The organism is Sphingomonas sp. 66-10 (assembly GCF_001897045.1).
Classification (GTDB): domain Bacteria; phylum Pseudomonadota; class Alphaproteobacteria; order Sphingomonadales; family Sphingomonadaceae; genus Sphingomonas; species Sphingomonas lycopersici.
Genome location: NZ_MKRR01000137.1, coordinates 20,129 through 42,955, shown reverse-complemented (window position 1 = coordinate 42,955; position 22,827 = coordinate 20,129). Strand labels below are relative to the sequence as shown.

The 22,827-nt window shown below is 64.0% G+C and carries 21 protein-coding genes; 6 read left to right on the top strand and 15 right to left on the bottom strand.

All coding sequences use genetic code 11. The annotated features are described in order from the left end of the window. The 5 genes from BGN95_RS18640 to BGN95_RS18620 form a co-directional block, all read right to left on the bottom strand. A partial coding sequence (locus BGN95_RS18640; RefSeq protein WP_286773631.1) for an FAD-dependent oxidoreductase occupies window positions 1-299 on the bottom strand: 299 nt, incomplete at its 3' end. A 59-nt stretch (window positions 300-358) separates the two neighbouring features. After that, the gene (locus BGN95_RS18635) at window positions 359-703 is read right to left on the bottom strand and encodes a chaperone modulator CbpM (protein ID WP_286773630.1); all 345 of its coding nucleotides are present in this window, start codon (window positions 701-703) and stop codon (window positions 359-361) included. Further along, window positions 700-1,602 (bottom strand): DnaJ C-terminal domain-containing protein, encoded by a 903-nt coding sequence (locus tag BGN95_RS18630; RefSeq protein WP_286773629.1) that lies wholly within the window; start codon window positions 1,600-1,602, stop codon window positions 700-702. The genes BGN95_RS18635 and BGN95_RS18630 overlap by 4 nt, the downstream gene beginning before the upstream one ends. A 130-nt stretch (window positions 1,603-1,732) precedes the next feature. Beyond that, window positions 1,733-3,643 carry a molecular chaperone DnaK gene (gene dnaK / locus BGN95_RS18625; protein ID WP_286773628.1) on the bottom strand — a complete coding sequence of 637 codons (1,911 nt, stop codon included), beginning with the start codon at window positions 3,641-3,643 and terminating at the stop codon, window positions 1,733-1,735. Window positions 3,644-3,803: 160 nt separating this feature from the next. Next, entirely contained in the window at window positions 3,804-5,213 is a 1,410-nt protein-coding gene (locus BGN95_RS18620; protein ID WP_286773627.1) for a sensor histidine kinase, read from the bottom strand. Here BGN95_RS18620 and BGN95_RS18615 point away from each other — a divergent pair. Beyond that, complete coding sequence (locus BGN95_RS18615; RefSeq protein WP_286773626.1) at window positions 5,212-5,607, top strand: hypothetical protein; 396 nt, start codon at window positions 5,212-5,214, stop codon at window positions 5,605-5,607. The two genes, BGN95_RS18620 and BGN95_RS18615, sit on opposite strands and share 2 nt — an antisense overlap. A 23-nt stretch (window positions 5,608-5,630) precedes the next feature. Here BGN95_RS18615 and BGN95_RS18610 read toward each other — a convergent pair whose 3' ends face one another. After that, window positions 5,631-5,873, bottom strand: a complete 243-nt coding sequence (locus tag BGN95_RS18610) for a hypothetical protein (RefSeq protein WP_286773625.1) — start codon at window positions 5,871-5,873, stop codon at window positions 5,631-5,633. Then, complete coding sequence (locus BGN95_RS18605) at window positions 5,866-7,149, bottom strand: sigma-54-dependent transcriptional regulator (protein ID WP_286773710.1); 1,284 nt, start codon at window positions 7,147-7,149, stop codon at window positions 5,866-5,868. The genes BGN95_RS18610 and BGN95_RS18605 overlap by 8 nt, the downstream gene beginning before the upstream one ends. A gap of 487 nt (window positions 7,150-7,636) precedes the next feature. Between BGN95_RS18605 and fdhD the strand changes: the two genes are divergently transcribed. Together fdhD and BGN95_RS18595 are read left to right on the top strand one after the other, a co-directional pair. Beyond that, entirely contained in the window at window positions 7,637-8,449 is an 813-nt protein-coding gene (gene fdhD, locus BGN95_RS18600; RefSeq protein WP_265267960.1) for a formate dehydrogenase accessory sulfurtransferase FdhD, read from the top strand. Beyond that, window positions 8,446-9,012: a mechanosensitive ion channel family protein gene (locus BGN95_RS18595; RefSeq protein WP_286773624.1), complete on the top strand. Its 567-nt coding sequence runs from the start codon at window positions 8,446-8,448 to the stop codon at window positions 9,010-9,012. The genes fdhD and BGN95_RS18595 overlap by 4 nt, the downstream gene beginning before the upstream one ends. A gap of 63 nt (window positions 9,013-9,075) precedes the next feature. Here the strand turns inward: BGN95_RS18595 and BGN95_RS18590 are convergent, their stop codons facing one another. From BGN95_RS18590 to BGN95_RS18575, 4 genes are all read right to left on the bottom strand, one after another. Continuing rightward, a complete protein-coding gene (locus tag BGN95_RS18590) occupies window positions 9,076-10,653 on the bottom strand; it encodes an amidohydrolase (protein ID WP_286773623.1) in 1,578 nt (525 codons plus the stop codon). A gap of 18 nt (window positions 10,654-10,671) precedes the next feature. Then, window positions 10,672-13,737, bottom strand: coding sequence for a TonB-dependent receptor plug domain-containing protein (locus tag BGN95_RS18585; RefSeq protein ID WP_286773622.1), 3,066 nt, complete (start codon window positions 13,735-13,737; stop codon window positions 10,672-10,674). Window positions 13,738-14,055: 318 nt separating this feature from the next. Beyond that, window positions 14,056-14,550: an Lrp/AsnC ligand binding domain-containing protein gene (locus BGN95_RS18580; RefSeq protein ID WP_265267964.1), complete on the bottom strand. Its 495-nt coding sequence runs from the start codon at window positions 14,548-14,550 to the stop codon at window positions 14,056-14,058. Window positions 14,551-14,642: 92 nt separating this feature from the next. Beyond that, window positions 14,643-15,563: a GlxA family transcriptional regulator gene (locus BGN95_RS18575; protein ID WP_286773621.1), complete on the bottom strand. Its 921-nt coding sequence runs from the start codon at window positions 15,561-15,563 to the stop codon at window positions 14,643-14,645. Here BGN95_RS18575 and BGN95_RS18570 point away from each other — a divergent pair. Continuing rightward, window positions 15,549-16,847, top strand: a complete 1,299-nt coding sequence (locus BGN95_RS18570; RefSeq protein WP_286773620.1) for a DJ-1/PfpI family protein — start codon at window positions 15,549-15,551, stop codon at window positions 16,845-16,847. The two genes, BGN95_RS18575 and BGN95_RS18570, sit on opposite strands and share 15 nt — an antisense overlap. A 27-nt stretch (window positions 16,848-16,874) precedes the next feature. Next, a complete protein-coding gene (locus tag BGN95_RS18565; protein ID WP_286773619.1) occupies window positions 16,875-17,708 on the top strand; it encodes a 2OG-Fe dioxygenase family protein in 834 nt (277 codons plus the stop codon). 19 nt (window positions 17,709-17,727) lie between these two features. Here the strand turns inward: BGN95_RS18565 and BGN95_RS18560 are convergent, their stop codons facing one another. Further along, a complete protein-coding gene (locus BGN95_RS18560) occupies window positions 17,728-19,086 on the bottom strand; it encodes an FAD/NAD(P)-binding protein (protein ID WP_286773618.1) in 1,359 nt (452 codons plus the stop codon). A gap of 229 nt (window positions 19,087-19,315) precedes the next feature. On the opposite strand from BGN95_RS18560, the gene BGN95_RS18555 reads away from it, so the two are divergent. Further along, entirely contained in the window at window positions 19,316-19,693 is a 378-nt protein-coding gene (locus BGN95_RS18555; protein ID WP_286773617.1) for a DUF3088 domain-containing protein, read from the top strand. Window positions 19,694-19,727: 34 nt separating this feature from the next. On the opposite strand, the gene BGN95_RS18550 is transcribed toward BGN95_RS18555, so the two are convergent. The 3 genes from BGN95_RS18550 to BGN95_RS18540 form a co-directional block, all read right to left on the bottom strand. Then, the gene (locus BGN95_RS18550) at window positions 19,728-21,518 is read right to left on the bottom strand and encodes an ABC transporter ATP-binding protein (protein WP_286773616.1); all 1,791 of its coding nucleotides are present in this window, start codon (window positions 21,516-21,518) and stop codon (window positions 19,728-19,730) included. Beyond that, window positions 21,518-22,357, bottom strand: a complete 840-nt coding sequence (locus BGN95_RS18545; RefSeq protein ID WP_286773615.1) for an ABC transporter permease — start codon at window positions 22,355-22,357, stop codon at window positions 21,518-21,520. The genes BGN95_RS18550 and BGN95_RS18545 overlap by 1 nt, the downstream gene beginning before the upstream one ends. After that, on the bottom strand, window positions 22,357-22,827 hold a 471-nt coding region (locus BGN95_RS18540; RefSeq protein WP_286773614.1), incomplete at its 5' end, for an ABC transporter permease. The genes BGN95_RS18545 and BGN95_RS18540, both read right to left, overlap by 1 nt.

Below are 22,827 nucleotides of genomic sequence, written 5' to 3'. Positions count from 1 at the left end.
ATCGTCGCGCCGTAACTCGTCAGCAGCCGCTTGTGCCGCGCGTCGATGCTCACCACTTCGCCGAGCAGCGTCGTCGCGTTCTTCGCACCCCGGACGAGGCTGCGGATCGGCCATGCGATATCGGAAGGCGCAAGCGCGGTTCCCGCGACCTGATAGAGGAGCGGCTGGAAGAGATGATAATTGCGCCGGTCGAGGAGCGTGATCCGGACCGGTGCGTCGGCGAGGGCGCGCGCCGCCTCGACCCCGCCGAACCCCGCGCCGACGATCACGACATGATGCGCGAGGGATTCTGAAGGCACGTTAAACTCCTTCTATTTGCTTTTCGCCGGCGTTCGCGATCCGTCGGTCGGCGATCCTATCAGGGCCGGCGACGCTTCGCGGCGATTTGCCCGACCTTGCGGACCCTCGTGCGTCGGATCGTCGAGCGCCGCGTTGTTTGCATGTCGCGCCGCAACTCCACCAGCACGCGGCGAAGTCCGTGAATCTGGTCGACGAGGTGGAGCACGATCTCGACCCCCTCGTCGTTGACGCCAAAGTCTCCCTTGAGATCGCGAATGAGGCGCGCGCGTGCGGCGTCCAGCTCGGAGAGGATGAGCGCGGCGTCGCCGCGATCGGGCCGCAACCATTCGCGTTCGATCCATTGCTGGAGCAACCGCATGTCGATGCCCGATCGGGCCAGGAATTCGTCGGTATCGATCGTCATCTGGCGATATCCTCCCGTGGGTTGAACGCCTTGCCCGCCTCCCAGTTCGATACGAACGCGCGAAGGTCGGGATCGATCGGCTTTTCGAGAACGATCCTGAGCTTGACGAACTCATCGCCGCGCGCCCCGCCGCGACGTGGTGCGCCCTTGCCCTTCAACCGCAGCGTGGTGCCGCTGTTGGCGCCGGCGGGAACCGTCATGGTCACGTCGCCGGTCGGCGTCGGCACCCGGATTTTTCCTCCCAGCACCGCCTCCGACAGGGAGATCGGGAGGTCGATCGTGATATCGTCGCCGTCACGCTTGAAGCGTGGATCGGGACGCACCTCGATTTCGATCAATGCGTCGCCGGGGCCGCCTTTGCCCGAACCCGGTGTGCCCTTGCCCTTCAGGCGCAGGGTCTGGCCGTCGACGATGCCCGCCGGGATCGACACGTCGAGCGTGCCGCCGGTCGGCAAAGTGATACGTTCGGACCCGCCCGTGATCGACTCGACGAAGCTGATTTCGAGCCGGTAGTGAAGATCGCGGCCGCGGCGATTGGCGCGTGCCTCGGCGCTGCGCCGGAACAGATCAGCGAACGGATCGTCGCCCTGGGCGAAATCAGCGAAGCCGCCGTCGCTGGCGTAGTGACCGAAGTCGGAGTCGGCGAAGTCGCGATAATATTGGTGCTGCGGCCGCTCGGCGCCGCTTTCGTCGATCTCGCCCGCGTCATAGCGTTTGCGTTTTTCGGGATCGCTGAGAAGGTCATAGGCGCCGGCGACCTCCTTGAACTTTTCCTCGGCGCCCTTGTCGCCGGGATTGAGGTCCGGATGGAGCTTCTTCGCGAGCTTGCGATAGGCGCTTTGGATCTCCGCGGCGGAAGCGGCCGGCGCGACACCTAATATGTCATAGGGATTCTTCACTCTCGCCCCCGCCACTTTCCGGCGCCTCGCTGCGGTGACAATGCCCGAAGGTCATTGCCGGCAATCGGCCGCGATCTTCCGATCCATGCCACGAAACGCGGCATCTTTCGCCGTCATTCGCGAACCGTCGCTATTTTTTTGATCCCTTCTCGTCGTCGGCGAGCTCGGTGAATTCGGCATCGACGACATCATCGTCGTTATCGCCGCCCGAACCAGGTCCCGCGCTCGCGCCGGCCTGCGCGGCTGAATGGATCGCCTGGGCCAGCTTCATCGCCTGTTGGCTGAGCGCCGCAGTCTTTGCCGTGATGGCGGCTGCGTCATCGCCCTGCAATGCCGTGCGCAGATCGCTCATCGCGCTTTCCGCCGCTTGCTTGTCGGCAGGGGAAAGCTTGTCCTTAAGCTCCTCGATGTCCCGCTCGGTCGCATGGAGCAGCGACTCGGCGACGTTCCTGGCTTCGATGACTTCCTTGCGCTTCTTGTCTTCGGTGGCATGCTCCTCGGCCTCCTTGATCATGCGCCGGATGTCGTCGTCCGAAAGGCCGCCCGACGCCTGGATCCGGATCGTCTGCTCCTTCCCGGTTCCCTTGTCCTTGGCCGAGACGTTGACGATGCCATTGGCGTCGATATCGAAGGTCACCTCGATCTGCGGAACACCCCGCGGCGCGGCCGGGATACCGATGAGGTCGAATTGCCCGAGCAGCTTGTTGTCGGCCGCCAGCTCGCGCTCGCCCTGGAAGACGCGGATCGTAACGGCCGGCTGATTGTCGTCCGCCGTCGAGAAGGTCTGGCTTCTTTTGGCTGGAACCGTGGTGTTGCGGTCGATGAGCCGGGTGAAGACACCGCCGAGCGTCTCGATGCCGAGCGACAGCGGGGTCACGTCGAGCAGCAGGATATCCTCGACATCGCCCTGAAGGACCCCGGCCTGGATCGCCGCGCCGAACGCCACGACTTCGTCGGGATTGACCCCCTTATGCGGCTCCTTGCCGAAGATTTTCTGCACCACTTCCTGGATTTTCGGCATGCGCGTCATCCCGCCGACGAGAATGACCTCGTCGATCTGCTCCGCCTTGAGCCCGGCGTCCTGAAGCGCGTTGAGACACGGCTCCATCGTGCGCTGGATGAGGTCTTCGACGAGCGACTCGAGCTTGCTGCGGGTGAGGGTGATCAGGAGATGCTTCGGGCCGGAGGCATCGGCCGAGACATAGGGCAGGTTGATTTCGGTCTGCTTGCTCGCCGACAATTCGATCTTGGCCTTTTCGGCAGCCTCCTTCAACCGCTGGAGCGCGAGCTTGTCGCCGCGCAGGTCGATGCCCTGATCCTTCTTGAAGGCGTCCGCGAGGTAATTGACGATCCGCATGTCGAAATCCTCGCCGCCGAGGAAGGTATCGCCGTTGGTCGCCTTCACCTCGAATACGCCATCGCCGATGTCGAGGATCGAGATGTCGAACGTGCCCCCGCCAAGGTCGTAGACGGCGACCTTGCCCTGCTTCTTCTTCTCGAGCCCATAGGCCAGCGCCGCAGCCGTCGGTTCGTTGATGATCCGCAGCACCTCGAGACCCGCGATCTTTCCCGCATCCTTGGTCGCCTGGCGTTGCGCGTCGTTGAAATAGGCCGGCACCGTGATGACCGCCTGCGTCACGGTTTCGCCGAGGTGCGCCTCGGCCGTTTCCCTCATCTTCTGCAGGATGAAGGCCGAGATTTGCGACGGCGAATAGGATTTTCCATCGGCCTCGATCCAGGCGTCGCCGTTCGGCCCTTCGACGATCTTATAAGGGACCAGCGATTTGTCGCGCTCGACCACGGGGTCGTCGAAACGCCGCCCGATCAGTCGCTTGACGGCGAAGATCGTGTTGGTCGGGTTGGTCACCGCCTGCCGCTTGGCGGGTTGCCCCACCAGGCGTTCGCCATCCTTGGTAAAAGCGACAATCGATGGCGTGGTACGTGCGCCTTCGCTGTTCTCGATAATGCGCGCGCTCTTCCCGTCCATCACCGAAACGCACGAATTGGTGGTGCCCAGGTCAATTCCGATGGCTTTGCCCATTTCGCTGCTCCTCTGCGCTCGATGCCCTCGACGAGCGTTCCGTGTGTCGGCGCGGAGGGAGCAAGAACTATGCCGTATCTGCAGCGGCGATTAAGCAACGAGGATCAAGCAGCTTGGGGTCGATTGGCGGGGCCGTGGGGGACAGTCTGTCCGCAGGCGCCTAGACAGAATGTCCTTCACGCCTTGTCCCGTCATCGCCGGCTTCGGGAAGCCACAGGAAGAAGGTCGATCCGATGTCCGGCGTGCTCGACGCAGTAAGCGTGCCTCCCGTATGGGATATGAGCATTTGGCAGATCGCCAGGCCGAGCCCGTTGCCGTCGCGCTGCTTGGTGGTGAAAAAGGGATCGAAGATGCGGGCGAGCACATTATCGCTCATCCCGATTCCGGTATCCTGCACCTCGATAACGGCGCCGGGCTCACCGCCCGCGCCCTCGGCATCATAGCTGCGCAAGGTCAGCGTGCCGCCGCTGGGCATCGCATCGATCGCGTTCACCATGAGGTTGACCAGAACCTGCTGGAGCTCGGTTCGGTTGATCCGCACTTCGCGGCGCGCCCGATCGTCGCGCACGACGGTGACCGCCGCTCTTTTGAGCAGGTGCTCGACAAGCGGGAGGGTGTCGGAGATCATCGCCGCAATGTCCTGCCGATCCTCATAGCCGGCATATTCCGCAGGTCGGGCGAATTGCAGAAGCTTCCGCACGATTTCGCTGATGCGCCCGATCTGCTCGTCGACCAGCCTGAACTCGAGGTCGAGATCGTCGGTTCGGCCGGCCAGCACCGCCCGGATGATCTCCAGATTGCCCTGCATCACCGCGAGCGGATTGTTGATTTCATGCGCGATGCCGGCGCTGATCTCGCCGAGCGTTGCGAGCTTCTCCGCCAGGACGAGCTGTTTTGTGGTATCTTCGATCTGCTTGCGCGCCGCGACCAGATGCTCGGTTCGTTCTTCGACGCGCCGATTGAGTTCGTCGTTCCATGCGCGAAGCTGCCGATCGCGATCCTGAATTTCATCAAGAAGGCCATCGAGATGCTTGGCCACCATGCCGATTTCACCCGCATCGCCGCTCGATCCGGTTCGCGCGGCGAGATCGCCGGATTCGACCTGCGCGATGGTCGTCGCCATTCGCTCGAGCGGTTTGAAGATATCGCTCGCCCAGCGCAGGAATAAGGGAACTGTCAGCCCCGTGACGAGCAGAAAGGCGAAGGCGAGCGACAGGACGATTTCGCGGCGCATCGCGGTGAACGGCTTTTCGAGAAAGCCGACATAGAGCATCCCGACACGCCTGCCATCGGTGTCGACGAGCGGCTGATAGGCGGAAATATACCAATCGTTGACGACGAACGCGCTGTCGAGCCAGGTGCGTCCTTCGCCGAGCACCGCGCTCCGCACCGCGCTCGACACTCGCGTTCCGATCGCGCGATGGCCCTCGAACAATCGGACGTTCGTGCTGATGCGAACGTCACCGAGGAACAGCGACGCCGTGCCGTGGCTCCCGCGTGGAACGCTGGTATCGTGATACACCAGAGCGTTGATCGTATCGATGAAGCGCAGATTGCGATTGAGCAACATGCCACTGACCAATGCGGCCGATGTGCCGTCGGCTAAGGTGACGGGCACCGCCGAATGGACCACCATGCCGCGATTCTCGATCGTTCGGGAGGTCGGGGCTGCTTTCTCGGTAGCAATCAGATGGATCGTCGCGCGGCCTGCCAGTTGCGGCGATATCGCCGCCAGATCCGCCTGGGAAAACAGATCGATTCCGGTTTTCGGCTGGCCGCGCAGCGCGCGCGTGATGATCGGCCAATCATATCTGATCGCGCCCGGCGCGCGCGACGCAAACGGGCGGCTCGACGCGATGACCCGATGCCCGGCGTCAACCAGATATAGAAAGTCGGCGCCGGTTTTGCCGGCTTCGCGCGCGAGCAGCATATCAAGCGACGCGTCCTGCTTTGCCTTGCCGTAAAGCACATCCAAAAATCGCGCCGACTAGGCCAGCGACGAAAGCGAGGCCTGATCACCGGCCAGCAATCGGGACAGATATTGGTTTGCGGTGGTGAGATCGCCATCGACCTTCGACAGCAGCATCGCGTCGAACCGGTCGTTCCATCGCTTCATCGCGATGCCAAGGAAGATCGGCAGGATAACCAGCATCGGCAAGAGCGCGATCGCCAGCAGCCGGTAACGCACCGAATGCCGCCGCTTCATCCCCGCCGCTATGGCATCAGACATTCCAGGTCGCGCATTTGCGGTCGACGGTCTTTCGCGAGATGCCGAGCCGCCGGGCGGTCTCCTCGCGGTCGCCGCCCGTTTCCTTCAACATGGCTAGAATATGCCGCCGCTCGACCTCCGCCAGCGTCCTGGGCTTGCGACCGGGGGGTTCCTCGGCCCGTTCATAAGCATTGGGAAACCGGCCCAGGATCACCGCGCGTTCGATGAAATTGCGCAATTCCCGAATATTGCCGGGCCATTCGTAACGCGTGAGATACCGACGCACATTTTGATCGATGGGTACCGGGGCCATGCCGAGCTGCAGCGCTACGTCGCTCATAAAGGCCGAAGCGAGCTCCTCCACGTCATCACCGCGCTCGACAAGCCGCGGCAGCCGAATCTCCAGGACGTTGATACGATAGAAAAGGTCCTGCCGGAACCGTCCCTCGTTCACACGCTCGGCAAGGTCGGCGTTGGTCGCGAAGACGAAACGGACGTCGATCGGCGTTTCCCGCTCCGCGCCGACGGGGCGCACCCGGCGATCTTCGATCACCCGGAGCAATTTGACCTGCATCGGCAAGGGAAGGTCGCCGATCTCATCGAGAAAGATCGTCCCGCCCTTGGCATATTGGATCAGACCCTCACGCGCGCCGTGAGCACCGGTGAACGACCCTTTGACATGTCCGAACAGTTCGCTTTCGAGAAGTTCGGATGGAATCGCGCCGCAATTCACCGGCACGAAGAGCTTGTCGCCGCGATCCGAAAGCGCGTGGATCGAGCGCGCCGCCACTTCCTTGCCGGTTCCGGATTCGCCGGTGAGCAGCACCGAGCTCGGCAGTGGCGCGACGCGCGCGATGATCTTCCGGATCTCCTCGATTGCGGGCGACCTTCCCGTCAATGTGCTGCGAAGCCCCTCTCGTCCCGACGCACCTTTGAGTTCCTGACGGAGAACCGCATTCTCGCGCTGCAGCCGATCGCGATCGAGGCATCGCGCGACGGCGCTGAGCAATTGATTGGAGCGGAAAGGCTTCAGTACGAAGTCGACGACCCCGACCCTCAGCGCGGCGATTGCGGTGTCGAGATCCGCATGCGCGGTGATCAGGATGACATCCGCAAAGAGGCCCGATGCGCGCTGTTCCGCCAGCCATTCGAGCCCGGTCCTGCCGGGGAGAAGATTATCGAGAATGACGACGTCATAGGGCCGGGCATCGAGTTTGCGCGAAGCCTCGCGCGCGTCGGACGCCTCGTCGATCCGCTTGCATCGCGGTCGCAGCGTGCGCACGAGAAAATTCCGCATCCCGGGTTCGTCGTCGACCACCAGGATCGAGGCTTGCGCAAGCCAGGGCCAGAAATCCGGGTCGACGCCGTTATTCTCTTCTGTCTCCTGACCCGGCACGCCCTGTTCCTCCATCTGCTATCCTTGTCCGTCGAAACCCGATCTTACCCTGGATCGGACGCCCGAGCGTTGCCGCGCGCGAATCGGTCCTTTGTTCGCGCGGGTTACAGCTACCATTGCAGTCGACGAAGCGCATCGGGCCGCGTGGGCTGGAACGAAGACAATTTGTCGCGACCGGTTTGGACCTTTTGTCTTCGTCCCTTGTCGCTCAATGAATAAGACATTGAATTAAGACGACATCACGTCTGGCACATCTATTGCTCCATCCGGGCCGATGGTGGAATCAACCGGAGCGCGCGCCTTGACCCCCTTTAAGCCCGGATACCTTGCGCTCAAGATGTTCACCGCGCTCAGGCTCGGCCGCAGGCCGAGCGACTGAAAGTCGAGCATGGCCCTCGATAAGCTACAAGCCGTCAACCTTGCGGTTCGCCGCGTTGGTTTCGCCGAGATCGGCGATGCGGCGCTGCTGCGCACTATTCCGGTCGAGGCCCCGGTTTCGATCGAGGTGTGCGGGGTCGCTTATACCGTGGTGATGGCAACGCCGTCGGACTTGCGCGACTATGCATTGGGCTTCGCGCTCAGCGACGGGCTTGTGGACCGGGCGGATCAGATCGAGAGCATCGACATCCAGCGGGTCGATGGCGGCTGGGCGATCCGGCTATCGTTACCGGCCGAACGGGCTGAGCGCGTGTTCAGACGCGCGCGCCGGCGCGAGGCGGAGGGCAGTTGCGGCCTTTGCGGCGTCGGGAAGGTCGAGCAGCTGTTGCGGTCGCTCCCGCCGGTAAAAGCACAGATATCGACCGATCGGCTCGCGATCATGCGCGCGCTGGCCGGTTTCCGGGATCATCAGCCATTGGGTCACGCCACGGGCGGCTCGCATGCTGCTGCCTTCTGTTCTCCCGCTGGTGCGATCCTGCGCGTCCGAGAGGATGTCGACCGGCACAATGCGCTCGACAAACTGATCGGTGCGCTCGCCAGCGACGCAATCGATCCAGCGACGGGCTTTTACCTGCTTTCCGCGCGATGCAGTTACGAACTCGTCGAAAAAGCGGTTCGCTCAGGCTGTTCGATGCTGGTGACGATCTCGGCGCCGACCAGCCTCGCCGTGGAACGCGCGATGAGGGCAGGGTTGACGCTGGTCGCGATCGCGCGCACCGATTCGGCTTTGATCATCACCGATGAGCAGGGCAGCGTCGAATGAGGATCGAATTATTCGATCCCAATACGATCTTTGGCGCCTTGTTGTCGGGTGCTATCTTTCTGTTGGTCGGGCTGATCCTTTCATGGGTGCTGCGCTATGCGGTCGGCGCCGCGCTCCGTCACGACCAGTCGGACCGTATCGACCAGATCACCTTGTCCTTCCTCAGCCACCTTGCCGTGCTGGTGATGTGGGTCATCCTCATCGTCGCTTATACGCGCGTCGTTCCCGCCTTGAACCGCTTTGGCACCGCGCTGCTCGCCGGGGTCAGTCTCGTCTCCGTGGTGATCGGATTCGCCGCCCAGACGACGCTGGGGAATCTTGTCGCGGGGATAAGCCTCGTCCTCTACAAGCCCTTCCGGCGAGGCGATCGTATCCAGATCAGCGCGCCGACCAAGGATGATTTCGACGTCGGCGTCGTTGAGGACATTTCGTTGGGATTCACGGTGTTGCGCACCGATGACGGCCGCCGGATCATCGTTGCCAACGGGAAGATGGCGCAACAGACGATGATCAAGCTGTCGCCGACCGACGAACAACCGATAGCACCGGCTCCGCCGGTGTAAGCTTGTAGTGCAAACCGGGTAGCCCGGCCGAATTACTTTTCGGCCGGGCTTGCGCCATTTCGATCACTCCTTCGCGGTCAGCGTCGGCCATTTGATGCCGAGCTGGTCGAGATAGGTGGGGTATTTCTTCGGGTTGTAATAATATTTTTCCATCTGTGGGCGCATTTCCCGCATCGTCTTTTCGTTGAGCCAGATCGCGGGCTTTTCGAGGATCGGCTTGTAGCTGTCGGTCTTGAGCTGGACGTTGTTGAAATAGTCCTTGGCGTCGGCGAGCAGTTTGGGCGTGGTCATCATGTCCAGCACCGTCATCGCCACCGCTTTCGCGCCGACGACCACCCCTTTGTGCGCGATCGGCGTCGCCATCGCCATCGCCGAGAGCACATTATGGCCGATCATATTGGGAATGTTCGACGGATAGCGGATGGTGATCGTCGGCACCGTCCACATGATATCGCCGATATCGTCCGAGCCGCCGCCCATCGACCGCGGGCGGTTTTCCGGGGTCGACAGCGGCGTGACGGTATCGGTGAGCGGCGCGACCTTGCGGTGGTTGGTTTCCTGCACCGCCTTGGCGAAGGCCTGATCATCGGCATCCCATTTCGGCATGCCGACCGCCTTGATGTTGAGAAAGGCCGCCTCGGCCAGCGGCTTGTTGGCGAAATTGGGCGCGGCATAGCCGAGGATGCGTCGCTCGACCGTGGTGCCGGTCGCCTTGGCGGCGGCATCGGCGAGTTCGTTGCCGGTATCGTAGAGCGTCTTCACGTCGCCGAAGCTGCGGTCGCGGAAATAATACCAGACCGAGGCGAGATCGGGGACGACATTGGGCTGCCCGCCGCCGTTAGTGATGACGTAATGCGACCGCTGGGTCAGCGGCAGATGCTCGCGGCGGTAGTTCCACGAGGTATCCATCAGCTCGACCGCGTCGAGCGCGCTGCGCCCGTCCCACGGATCGCCGGCGGCATGCGCGGTCTTGCCGTGGAACGTATATTCCACCGAGACCATGCCGTTCTGCCCGAGATCGCCGTAAGCGGTGCCGAACTCACTGGAAACATGGACGAAGATGCAGGCGTCGACGTCCTTGAACAGCCCGGCCTGGACATAATAAGCCTTTGAGGCGAGCAGTTCCTCCGCGACGCCCGGCCAGATCATCAGCCGGCCGGGGATATGGTTCTTCTCCATCACCGCCTTGGTCGCGATCGCCGCGGCGATGATCAGCGGCATGCCCGAATTATGCCCCTCGCCATGCCCCGGCGCGCCCGCGACCATCGGCTTGACGTTGGGGATGCCGGGATATTGCGAGACGCCGAGCAGATTGTCGATATCCGATCCCAGCGCGATCAGCGGCCCGCCCGAGCCCCAGGTCGCGGTGAAGGCGGTGGGGATGCCGGCGACCCCGCGGGTCACCTTGAAGCCGTTCTTCTCCAGGATGTCGGTGAGATAGGCCGAGGTGCGCACCTCCTGAAAACCGGGCTCGGCATAGGAAAAGACCTGATCGACCATCACCTGAATCTGTTTGGTCTGCGCCTCGACGCCGGCCTCCACCGCCTTCTTCTGCTCGTCGGTCGCCGCATAAGCGAGCGGCGACCACAAGACGCTCGCCATCAGCGCGGCGGCTATTGTGCGTTCAAATCGATTCTTCATTCGACCCTCCTTTTCCCCTTAGAATTTCACGCCCGCCGATACGCGGAATACCCGACCGACCACGTCATAGAGCTGGCGGCTGGTCTGGGCGTAAGCCGGCACATTGTTGCCGTCGGGCCCATTGCCCACCAGCACGGGATCCTTGTTGAACATATTGTTGACTACGAAGGTCAAGCTGCCGTCATGGCTGCCGGCGGAGAATTTGAAGCTGATCGATGCGTCGAAATAGGTCGCGCCGGGAATGTGGTTGTTGTTGATCGTGCGATATTGATTGGTCGAGGCCGGGCATCCCGAGGTGCATTGGATGTAATCATTGCCATAGACCCCCGATCCGAAGCCGCGCGCGACCAGATTGATCGTCACCGGATCAACCTTGTAAAAGGCGCTGACGCGATAGACCCAATGGGGCGCGTTGTAGGTGCCCGCCAGGCTGCCGCCGTTCACCCCGGCATAGTCGATCGGGAAAATCCCGTTGTTGATCACGTTCTTTATGTAATGGGTTATCGCGGTGCTGATGCTGAAACTGCCGGGCAGATCGGCCGATATCGCGGAAAGATCGGTGCGGTAGGTCGCATCGATGTCGAATCCCGTCTCATGCTGGCTGGCGAAGTTGAACGGCTGGATGACGATCTGGCTCAACGCGCCGCCGTTATAGACGATGTTGTTGCAATAGGCCGTTGACCCGGAATAGCAGAAATCCACCGTATTCTGGGAGGTGATCGATCCGATCGCATCGGTGATCCTGATATCATAATAGTCGAACGACATGGTGAAGCCGGGCAACCAGCGCGGCGTCGCGACCGCGCCCGCCGTCCATGTATTCGCCTTCTCGGGCTTGAGGTTCGGGTTGCCGATCGTGCTCTCGACGAACTGGAAGGCCCCCGCGCCGAGCGGCGAGTTGGCCGGCATGATCACCGAATTGGTGCGCGCCGTTCCCGAAGCGAACAATTCCTGGAGGTTTGGCGCGCGGATATCGTGGCTGTAGGTGGCGCGGAACTTGATATCGGGCAGCGGCGTGTAGGTTCCGCCGACCTTCCAGGTCTGCACCGCGCCCGAGGTCGAATAATCCGTATAGCGGCCGGCGGCGTTGAGGTTGATGCCTTTCACGATCGGCAGATCGACTTCGATGAAGCCTTCCTTGACATTATATTCGCCGAAATTGGGCAGGTAATTGCCGTAGAGCCAGTTGTTCGTGGTGGTTCCATTGGCATTGCGGACGGGCTGATATTCGGTCGGAACATAGCCGCTGATCTGCTCCTTGCGCCATTCGGCGCCGAGCGCCACCGCCGCGGGGCCGCCGGGGAGATTGAACAATTCCCCGCTGGCGCTCGCCGCTGCGACATCCTCCTTGATCGTCTCGTCGCGATAGGGTTGCCCCGCGCCGTAGATATAGGCCAGCGCCTTCGGGTCGGGGCCGCCGTGGATGCCGAGCCGGTTGACCGGTACGCAGCCGTTGGTCGGCGCGGTGAGCGTCGAACGGCAGGCAATGCTGCCGAGCGCCAGCCCGGATGACCCGACATTGGCGGAGGTCACGATCACCGCATCCTGCGCCAGCGCCATTCGCGCGACGTTCCAGGTATTGGTCAGCTCCTCATGCGCCTTGGTCATGCCGTGCTGATAATAAGCATTCCATTTCCAGGTCCGCCCGAAGAGCCCGAATTTGCCGTTAACCCCGGCGACATAGCGATAGACCTCACGCCGGTTGTCGCTTCCCGGGGCGGGGAAGCCATTGTTGCTGGTGCCGATCGTAAAAGGCGCGGTCACCTGAGCCGCCAGTGTGGGATAATAAGTGCGCAGATAAGCATTGTCCGGCTGGATCGTCACGCCGGTGCTGGGGGTTTGCTGATAGAAGCTTTGCCCCTCGTATCGATTCCACGAGAATTGACCGTAGATCTGGATATCGTTGGTGAGATCGTAAGCGACGCGGTTGAACACGCCGATCCGCTCCTCGGTCGGCAAGAGCGAATTGGTGCCCCTGTGCCCCGCCATCGTGACCTTGTAATCGCCCCCGATCATCCACGGCGAGGAAACGGCACTGCGCGTGCCGAAATTGAGCGCCGCTGTCTGATTGTTGCCGAGGAAATAGGTGCCGGCGAGTGGCCCCGAGGTGATCAGTCCGCCGGTCGTATAGGTGCTGACGCCGAAGCCTGATCCGACGAGCCGCTGTGGTTGGCCGTTGGTCGGCGTATAGGCCGGATTGTTGATCTGGAAATAGTCGGCGTTGTTCCAGCCGCGGTTGATCGTGTCGACGCCGTCCTGGTGGAAATATTCCGCATTGACCAGGACATGCAACCGATCGTCCAGTGCGGAGAAACCGGCGCTGCCGCTGAACCGGTAATTCATCCCGTCGCCATAGGTGCTGACGCCATTGTCGACCTTGAGCTCGACGCCCTTGAAATTCTTGTTGAGAATGAAATTGACGACGCCCCCTACCGCGTCCGACCCATATTGCGCGGACGCGCCGCCGGTCACCACCTCGACTCGCTCGACCAGATCCTGCGGGATCGTGTTGATGTCGACCACGCCGCCGATCGAGGAGGCCACCGATCGTTGTCCGTCGACCAGCACCAGCGTCCGCCCCACGCCAAGGCCGCGCAGACTGATCGAGTTGATGCCGGCGATCCCGTTCGACAGGCTTCCCGAACTGGTCGCCGAGGTGCCGCTCCCCGCGATCGAGGGGAGGGTATTGACGAAATCGGCGATATTTGCCGGCGCCTGCGCTGCGATCTCCGCCGCCCCCAGCACCGAGACCGGGGTCGGCGCGGCATAGCCGTCGCGCACGATGCGCGAGCCGGTGACGACGATATCGCCCTTCGGCGTCGCACCTTCATCGCCGAGGTCGTCGCCGGGAATGCCGGTGGCAGCGGGCGCGGGCTTCGCACCGGAGGTATTGACCGGGCCGCCCGATTGGGCAGGCGCCTGGCGGATCGGTCCGATCTGGGGCGCGCCCGGCACCGGAGCAACTTCTTGCGCCCATGCGCCGCCGGCGGAGAGCGTCGCCAACGCCGTCGTGGCGAGAGCGGTAGGCTTCAGGAAACGATGGCCGCGCGCCAGCAACGCTGACGAGAGCAGGAAAACAGACATGATTGCCCCTTTCTATTTTCCTTCGGGCAATCCTCACCTCGGTCGGTTTCTCTCTCTCGTTGGTTCCTGCGCGGGGGTCATCTGTTCTGGCCGGGTGATCCCGGTCCGAGCCAACCGATCGCCGCATACCGGAAGGGCGCGGCGTCTTCGAACTCGAATAGGAAGCTAACAGAAGCTTGGGGTGAGTTCCCACTAAATTCGTAGCCGCATTGCGGTTTCTGCGCAGGATTCCTGCGTGAAATAGCGAAAGGGCGCGTGATACCTCCGCCCGGAAGCGTGGGGTACGTGCCCTTGCGATCGCGTATCGGGCGGTTCGCGTTACGGTTGCACCGCCAGCACTGCCGCCGGCACCTTGCGATCGAGCACCTTGCGCATCACGAAGCTGCTTCTGATCTTCGCGACATGAGGAAGGGTGGAAAGCTCCTTTCGATAGACGCTGTCATAATGTTCGAACGATTTCACATGGACCATCATGATGAAATCCGTGTCTCCCGATACGAAACTGCAGAAAGACATGGAGGGGCATTGCGACACGGCTTGCTCGAATTCGTTCAGGACATGTTCGGCTTGCGAGCTCAATTCAATCGCGACGATCACCGTCGTGCCAAAGCCAAGCCGCGACAGGCTGAGATCGGCGCTGTAGCCCTGGACCATTCCGCGATCCTCGAGCAATTTTCGCCGCCGCCCGACGGCGGTGCTGGAAAGATGCACCCGCTCGCTCAACGCCACATCGGATGCACGGCCGTCGCGCGTCAGCTCCCGCAGGAGTCGATAATCCATCTGATCGATGTCGATGTCGGCAGAATCCTGCACAACCTGCTCCTATCGTGGTGAAATGCTGCTCAAGTCGACATAAAAGTGCAGGAAAACCGCGTCGCCTTCAACGCCCAGGCGGGCGTGTGGCATCATTCGGCCACAGCGGCGCTGCCCGGCTTCGCAAAACGCGCCCGATATGCCCCCGGAGTCACGCCGAGCTCGCGGCGGAACAGGCGGTGCAGCGTATCGACCCCGCCCAACCCGCTACGTTCGGCCACGCGGTCGAGCGGCCAATCGGTCGATTCGAGATCCCGCCGCGCATGATCGAGTCGTACTTCCAACACATGGCGCGCCGGTGTCCTGCCGATCTCCTGCGCGAAACGTCGCGCAAAATTGCGCTCGCTCATCGCGGATCGAGCGGCAAGCGCCGATACGGACAAGTCCGCGGTCGGATTGTCGGCGATCCACGGCAGGATATCGGCGAAGCGGCTGCTGGCATGAGACTGGGCGGCGAGCGTCTGGCTGAACTGGCGCTGCCCGCCGGGGCGGTGAAGAAACAGCACCAGATCGCGCGCGATTTTCGCGGCGACGCCTTGCCCCAGATCGGCGGCGACCAGCGCCAATGCGAGATCGATGCCGGCGGTGACCCCGGCGGATGTGCAAATCGGGCCGTCGATCCGGTAGACTGCGTCGGCATCCACACGCGCCAGGGGAAAATAGGCCTGTAACGCGCGCGCCGCCGCCCAGTGCGTCGCGGCGCAGCGCCCGTCGAGTAGCCCCGCTGCGCCGAGCACGAACGCACCGGTGCAGATGCTGCCGATTCGGCGCGTGCGCGGCGCACGTTCGGTCAGCCAGTTGATAAGATGCGCGTCGGTTGCCGCAGCGCGAACCGCTTTCTCGCTGCCGCCTGCGACGAGGATCGTGTCGGGATCGGCCTCGACGCTGCCGAGCGCGACCGTCCCGCCCAGCGTCAAGCCGGTCGCAGTAACGACCGCGGTGCTGCCGAGGCTCGCCACGCGCAGATCATAGCTGCCCGGAAGCTGCTCCTCGGCGCGATGGAAAACCGCCATCGGCCCGGTAACGTCCAGCGGCTCCACGCCCTCGAAGGCGATCAAAATCACCAGCCGCCGCCGGTCCCGTCGCGATTTTGGCTGTTTTTCCGATGTCTGTGGCATTTAAGCCAGATAAGCTTTGCGCATAGATTTGTCTGCATGATGAGCGAGCGGATTGATGATCGATTGGGGCGCCGGGGCTTTCTGGCGGGCGCGGCCGGGTTTGGCGTTGCGACACTGGCGGCGGGGTGCAGCGGGAAAGCGGGAAGCGTCGCGCTGCCGCTCGCTGCCGACGAACAGCGGCGCCTCATCGCCGGGATGAAACCGCCGAAACGCGCGCGGCCCCTGGTTGCGATCGTCGCCGATAATCGCGGCGCGGAGACGACGGACCTGATGATCCCGCAGGCTGTCCTGACGCGATCGGGGCTCGTCGACGTGACGGTGATCGCACCGACAGACGCAACGATCGCGATGATGCCGGCGCTCTCGATCGAGCCGCAGGATACGCTTGCCGGTTTCGACAAGGCGCACCCCGACGGCGCGGATTATGTCATCGTGCCGGCCTATCGTCACGACGACCGCGAGGGGCCGATCGTTGCGTGGATAAGGCAGCAGGCGGCATCGCGGGCGACGATCATCGGCATCTGCGAAGGTGCGAAGGTGCTGGGGCGCGCCGGTCTGCTCGATGGACGGATGGCGACGACGCACTGGTATGCGATCGACGGTCTGATGCGCGCGCATCCCGCGATGCGTTACGCGCGCGACCGGCGTTATGTTGTGGACCGCGGCGTCGTCACGACAACCGGGGTAACGGCGTCGTTTCCGGTTTCCTTGGCGTTGGTGGAGGCGATCGGCGGGAAGGAGCACGCCGAGAAGCTCGCTGCGCAACTTGGGGTGTCGGGCTATGACGCTGCGCATGACAGCCGCGAGCTCCACCTCAATGCGGGTTGGGTGTGGCAACTGGTTTCCAACAGCGCGGCAGTCTGGGGCCATGAAACCATCGGTATCCCGGTTGCCGACGGTGTGGATGGCATCGCCCTCGCGCTTACCGCGGACGCCTGGTCGCGCACCTATCGCTCGAAGGCGCTGGCGCTGACCTCGCAGGCGACAGTGCTTACCGCCGACGGTTTGAAGCTCACAACGGGCGGGCGTTCCGCGCGTGAAACGGACCTGACCCGGTCTCTGGACCCTGCCATTCCCCCGGCGTCGCAACTCGATCGTGCGCTTGAGGCGATTGCGGCGCGCTATGGCAGAGGAACCGCCGGGTTCGTTGCCTTGCAACTCGAATTTCCGTGGCGATGAAGCGGCGTTGGCAACTCTGTTCCCGGTATGAATGCCGCTGCCACCGCGAGCGAGAATGGAAATGGGCGGCCGTCCGGTCCGGTGCTAGAGGGGCGGCACATTGGGGATTGGGAAGGATCTCGCGCATTGGCTGGCTCCATCATCACGATCGAGGATATCGACCAGGCCTTGGCGAACAGCGGATATATTCATCTGGCGGCGCCGGCGCTCCAGCAGATCGTCGGCTGGACCGGGGAACAATGGCAGACGTTCGCGGCCTCGTGGGAGCGGCTCGGCGAGGACCGCTACATGGCCGACGGCGGGCGATACCGGCGCCGGCGTCATGCCGCTTTCGAAGTGCGCGGCGGTGATCTGGTACGGAAGCCCGACCAGCCTCATTTCCAGAGCCGCGACTATAACCCGCTGAACGGAGACGTGCAGCGCTGGTTCGATGCGGTCGAGACCGATATCGCCGAAAGCGCGATCGTGGCATCGATCTTCCGGTCGCTGACCCCGCTGTTCGCGACGCTCGATCGGCGAGCGCCGACCGCCCCCTGGCATAGCGAAATGCACCAGTTCAGGATCGAGACGTCACCGGAAGAACTTGGCCGCCCTACGCCGGAAGGCCTGCACCGCGACGGTGTCGACTGGGTTCTGGTAATTCTGGTTGCGCGTCAGAATGTTGAAGAAGGTGTGACCGAAATCGGTGGAGCGGACGGCCGCCGGCTGGGGCGGTTCACGCTGCTCGATCCGGGCGATGCTGTCCTCCTCGACGATCGCCGGATCCGGCACGGGGTGACCCCGATCCGGGTGACCGCGAACGCCGCGGCGGCCTATCGCGATGCGCTGGTCGTGACGTGGAAGGCGAGCGGCGCACCCTGATGCCCTGGCGACTGGTTAATCAAAGGCCGTCGCCCTCGACCCAATGCGCATTTGAAAGCCGGCGTGCCAGATCCCACGCCTGCCGCCGGATATCGGGAACGGCGGTCACTTCCCAGAACGTCCCGCGGGTCATCGGCCCGATGCAATAAAGCTCGGGATGGATGCTGCCGTTTGCCGCGCGGACATGGCATTGCGCATCGACCTCGATCCCGAGATCGAGCGGGTCGGCCGCGATCGCGCCGCTCGCGAGAAGCGCCTTCGTCAGCGGATCGTCCGCGCGGCGCAGATCCGCACCGACCCCGGTGCAATTGACGATCCGGTGGACCCTCGCGGTTTGCATCGTGGGCGACCCGCGCGGCCGCCAGCGCGCCTCGATCGCCCCCGCCACGGGGGCGACGCCAAGGAGCTTGCCGGCTTTGACTCGCAACCGGCGCGACTTGGTCAGCGCGTCGATGCGGCTTGCGATTTGCGGGGCGAGCCGGTGGCGATGAACATCCCAATAAGCGCGCAGATGACGGAGGAAACGGGCGCGCTTTTGAAGCGGCCAGCGTGCCCAGAGGTGCTGGCTGATCGGCCTGAAACGGTCGATCGCATTGCGCCAGCCACTGCGCGATGCGGCCTGGCGCGTATCGTTGAGCAGCACCGAAATGTCCGCATCGGGCATGTCCTTGAGGAAATCGACCTTCGGTTGCGCGATGTCGTGCGGCTGGGGCAGCAAGCCACGGCGCGACAGCGCGATGATCGGACCGGGAAAGCCGCGATCGACCAGATCGAGAACGGTGTCGATCGCGGTCAGGCCGGTGCCGAGCACCAATATCGTGCTTTCGGGACCGAGGCCGTCGAGAATGTCCTGCCGCCACGGATCGTTGACGATATCGGGTGCGGCAAGGCCGGAATCGCGCAACGGGGGGAGTTCGGCCGGTGGGAGATTTCCCAGCGCCAGAACGACGGTCGCCGCTGCGATCTCCTCGCTTCCCGCCACACGAATATGGAATCCGCCGCCCGGGCGCGGGAGCACATCCAGCGCCTCGCCGACGACGATATTCAGCCGGTCGGGCTCTCGTTCGACCGTATTTTGCAGCAATTCGCGCAGATAGATGCCGTAGAGCCGCCGCCTGACGAACGGGCTATGCTCGGCATCGCGTCGATCGAGCCATTTCACGAAATGGTCGGGATCGTCGGGAAAGGCACTCATCCCGCCGGCGCGCACGTTGAGCAATTGCTCGGGCCGCGCGGCGCCATAAGCGAGGCCACGCCCCAGCACATCGGCGTCGCGTTCGATCAGCGTCACATGCGGGCCGCCGAAGCGTGCGATATTGATCGCAAGCAAGCTGCCGCTGAAACCGCCGCCGATGATAACGATATTGCCGCCGGTCAATGCTCGATCCTTCTCTGCCGCCGTATGTCCAACCCCCGGCGCGAGAATAAGTATGCGAACAAGGTTGAGCGCGCTCCGTCAAATCCGCACTAATATGGTAGACATATAGCGCGGCCGCGCGAATGGGAACTTCCTTGCCGCACGGATGGGAGGCGGGCTACGGGGCCTGAAGCTGGCGCGGTCGTCTCCACGCTGCACGATGGCAAGAATTCGGAAGGAAGTCCGGTGCATGGGCGATACCATTCGAGATGAATTTGCCTCGAACAGGGATAGGCTCTTCCTGCTTCGCCCTGGGTTCGAAGATCCGGCTTATCCGGAACAGACTTTCTATTGCTGGCATTGTGCGCTGCTGGAGGGCGTGCTGGCTTCCTTTCCGGGCCTTGCGCGCGGGCTCGACGTCGAGCGGATCGCATGGCCTCGTCCGAGGCGACCGGTTATCGAATTGGTGGGCGAGGAGAACCAGTCGTTGCCTCTGCTCGTCCTGGCCGATGGTGAAATATCTCATTACCAAACCGGCAGCTATCGTGGACGTGTCTTCATAGCCGAGAAGGCCAAAATTCTGGCGGCCCTGTCAGAGCGACATGGATTTCCGCATCCCCACCCATGATGGTTTTGAATGGATGATGACGTTCGTCCGGCAATCAGGATGCGAGCGCCAGCTCGGCGGCGCTCGCGGAATCGGCGATCAGGCGCCGGGTGTAGGCATGCGCTGGCCGGTCGAGCACCGCATCGGCCTCGCCTTGCTCGACGATGCGCCCGTCCTTGAGGACGATGATATGATCGGCGATGACGCGCACGACCGCGAGGTCGTGGGTCACGAACAAGATGGTCAGCCCTTCCGCCTTGAGCCGCATGAGGAGATCGAGCACCGCCGCCTGGACCGACACGTCGAGCGCGGACGTGATCTCGTCGCAGATCAGCACCTCGGGCTCGCACAGCAGCGCCCGCGCGATCGCGACCCGCTGACGCTCGCCGCCCGAAAGCTTCCCGGGCCGGCGATCGAGCACGGTCGCGGGCAGCGCGACGCGCGCGATCGCGGCCCGCGCGCGCTCGCGCGCTTCCTGGGCGCTGACGGGGAAAAAGTGCCGAACCACCGCGACGAGGTTATCCGCCACGTTTTGACGCGGGTTGAGCGCGCGGAACGGATTCTGGAAGATATATTGGATACGGCGGCGCAGGTCCCTGGCGCGCGGGGATGATCCGATGCCGATCGGCGTGCCGCCGATGACGAGCTCGCCGGTGACGGCGGAACCCAGCCCGCCGAGTGCGCGGGCGAGCGTGGTCTTGCCCGACCCCGACTGGCCGACGATCGCGGTGCATTGCCGCGCCTGCACCGAAAATCCGACGTCGAACAGCACTTGATTGGCGCCATAATAAGCGTCGATGCCCGCCGCGGTAAGCAGGGCAGGCCGATCGGCCGGCGCCGGCGTGGAAGGCTGGGCGGTGCGGCGCTCCAGCGGTGTCTGAAGCAGCGGGTGGTGGCATGCGACGAAGGTGCCCGATACGCCTTCCGTCAGCCTCGGCTCGGTCGCGCGGCAGAGGTCGGTGGCGCGGGCGCAGCGCGGCGCGAAGGCACAGCCGTCGGGACGCTGGCCGGGGGACGGGGCGTGGCCGGGAATATGGCTCAGCGCGTGTCGCCGGTCGACGCCGGGCATCGCGCCGAGCAGGCCGCGCGTATAGGGGTGCATCGGCTGGGCGAAGATCGCGCGGCTGTCGGCCACTTCCGCCAGCCGGCCGGCGTAGAGCACCGCGGCACGGTCGACGAGATCCTGCACGACGGAGAGGTCGTGCGAGATATAGACGGCCGCGACGCCCTGTTCCCGGCAATAACCGCGGATGAGATCGAGCACCTGCGCCTGCGTGATCACGTCGAGCGCGGTGGTCGGCTCGTCGAGCACGATCACGCGCGGGCGCAGGATGAAGGCGAGCGCCAGAAGCACGCGCTGTTGCTGGCCGCCCGAAAGCTGGTGCGGATAGCGGCGCAGGAAGGCCGGATCGTTCGGAAGGCCGACGTCCGCCAACGCCGCCGCGACCGCGGCTGCGCGCGCCGCGGGCGGCAGCTCGCGCCGGTGAATGGCCAGCGTCTCCGACAATGAGCCGCCGATCCGTGCGAGGGGGTTGAGCGCCATCGCCGGGTCCTGCGGGACATGCGCGATCAGCCGTCCCCGCGCGGCGCGTCTTTCGCCGTCGGTGAGCGCGAGGATGTCCTGGCCGTCGACCAGCACCGATCCGCCCGTGATGCGCGTCCCGCGCCGGGCATAGCCGAGCAGCGCATTGGCCAGCGTCGTCTTGCCGCTGCCCGATTCGCCGACCAGCCCGAGGATCTCGCCGGGCGCGAGCGTCAGCGATATATCGGCGACGATCGGCGCGCCGCGCGGCGCCAGGTCGACGCGCAGGTCGCGCACGACCAGCGCCGGGGAGGCGGCGGGCATCACGCTTCCTCCTCGATGCGGGCGTTGATGCGGCCGATGCCCTCGGCGATGAGGTTGGTACCGAGCGCGAACAGCGCGATCATCGCCACCGGCGCCAGCACCGCCCAGGGCTGTACGAGCAGGCCGGCGCGATTCTCGTTGATCATCAGCCCCCAGTCGGCGGCCGGCGGCGCGACGCCATAGCCGAGGAAACTGAGGCCGGAGAGCATCCCGATCGCCCAGGTCAGCATCACCCCGAACTGGACGAGCAGCGGCGTGATCATATTGGGCAGCACCTCGCGGAGCAGGATATGCGCGGAGGAGAAACCCATCATGCGCGCGCTATCGACATATTCCTGCTCGACGATCCCCAGCGTCACGCCGCGCGACAGGCGAATGACGCCGGGCAGAAAGGCGATCGCGACGAGCAGCACGATGAGCCACGGCGCGCGCCCCAGCATCGAAACGACGAGGAGGACGAGGATGAGGTCGGGAAAGGCGAACAGCACGTCCGTCGACCAGACGACGCCCTGGTCCACCGCGCCCTTGCGATAGGCGCTCAACATCCCGATCGCCGCGCCGGCGGCGAGCGCGAGGATCGAGGCGGCGATGCTCATCCAGAATATCGAAAGGCCACCCGCCAGCAGCCGCGACCAGATGTCGCGACCGAGATAGTCATAGCCCAGCCAGGCGCCGGCCCCGGGCGGGCCGTAAGGGGCGCCGATCAGGGCATTGGGATCGTGCGGCGCGAGCCACGGCCCCGGCAATGCGATCGCGAGCACGGCCGCCAGCAGCACCGTCCCTGCGCGGATCTGGCGCTCGTTGCGCCATCGGTTTGGCCTGCGCCGGCGGCTCGTCATCATGCGCCTCCCGCGCGCAGGCGCAGTCTTGCCCCGGTGCCGCTACGTAGCCGGGGCCGGGTCGTCGTGCGCAGCCGCGGCGTCAGCAGAACGGTCGCGAAGTCCGCGACGAGATTGATGAAGACGACGGCGATCGCGGTCAGCAGCGCGATCGCCTGGACGACCGGAATGTCGCGTGTCTCGATCGCCGCGTTGAGCGCGCTGCCGATTCCCGGATAGCTGAACACCACCTCCACGATCAGCGCGCCGCCCAGCACCATCCGCGTCGCCATCGCGAAGCCCTGGATGACCGGGGGGAGCGCATTGGGCACGGCATGGCGCCAGACGATGCGCCGTTCCGGCAGGCCCCGCAGCCGGGCGGCGGCGATATAGTCCGCCTCGAGCGTCTCGGTCAGGCTCGCGCGGATCAGCCGGGTGAGGAAGGGCAGGACGAGCAGCAGCAGCGTCGTCGCCGGCAGCACCAGATAGAG

Excerpts from the sequence above, each read along its gene's own strand:
- fdhD (WP_265267960.1), top strand. The coding sequence starts at position 7,637 with ATGGCCCTCGATAAGCTACAAGCCGTCAACCTTGCGGTTCGCCGCGTT.
- dnaK (WP_286773628.1), bottom strand. The coding sequence starts at position 3,643 with ATGGGCAAAGCCATCGGAATTGACCTGGGCACCACCAATTCGTGCGTT.
- BGN95_RS18550 (WP_286773616.1), bottom strand. The coding sequence starts at position 21,518 with ATGCCCGCCGCCTCCCCGGCGCTGGTCGTGCGCGACCTGCGCGTCGAC.
- BGN95_RS18595 (WP_286773624.1), top strand. The coding sequence starts at position 8,446 with ATGAGGATCGAATTATTCGATCCCAATACGATCTTTGGCGCCTTGTTG.
- BGN95_RS18610 (WP_286773625.1), bottom strand. The coding sequence starts at position 5,873 with ATGTCTGATGCCATAGCGGCGGGGATGAAGCGGCGGCATTCGGTGCGT.
- BGN95_RS18620 (WP_286773627.1), bottom strand. The coding sequence starts at position 5,213 with ATGTTGCTCAATCGCAATCTGCGCTTCATCGATACGATCAACGCTCTG.
- BGN95_RS18605 (WP_286773710.1), bottom strand. The coding sequence starts at position 7,149 with ATGCGGAATTTTCTCGTGCGCACGCTGCGACCGCGATGCAAGCGGATC.
- BGN95_RS18575 (WP_286773621.1), bottom strand. The coding sequence starts at position 15,563 with ATGGCGGTTTTCCATCGCGCCGAGGAGCAGCTTCCGGGCAGCTATGAT.
- BGN95_RS18635 (WP_286773630.1), bottom strand. The coding sequence starts at position 703 with ATGACGATCGATACCGACGAATTCCTGGCCCGATCGGGCATCGACATG.
- BGN95_RS18545 (WP_286773615.1), bottom strand. The coding sequence starts at position 22,357 with ATGACGAGCCGCCGGCGCAGGCCAAACCGATGGCGCAACGAGCGCCAG.
- BGN95_RS18565 (WP_286773619.1), top strand. The coding sequence starts at position 16,875 with ATGAATGCCGCTGCCACCGCGAGCGAGAATGGAAATGGGCGGCCGTCC.
- BGN95_RS18615 (WP_286773626.1), top strand. The coding sequence starts at position 5,212 with ATGCCACTGACCAATGCGGCCGATGTGCCGTCGGCTAAGGTGACGGGC.
- BGN95_RS18570 (WP_286773620.1), top strand. The coding sequence starts at position 15,549 with ATGGAAAACCGCCATCGGCCCGGTAACGTCCAGCGGCTCCACGCCCTC.
- BGN95_RS18555 (WP_286773617.1), top strand. The coding sequence starts at position 19,316 with ATGGGCGATACCATTCGAGATGAATTTGCCTCGAACAGGGATAGGCTC.
- BGN95_RS18585 (WP_286773622.1), bottom strand. The coding sequence starts at position 13,737 with ATGTCTGTTTTCCTGCTCTCGTCAGCGTTGCTGGCGCGCGGCCATCGT.
- BGN95_RS18590 (WP_286773623.1), bottom strand. The coding sequence starts at position 10,653 with ATGAAGAATCGATTTGAACGCACAATAGCCGCCGCGCTGATGGCGAGC.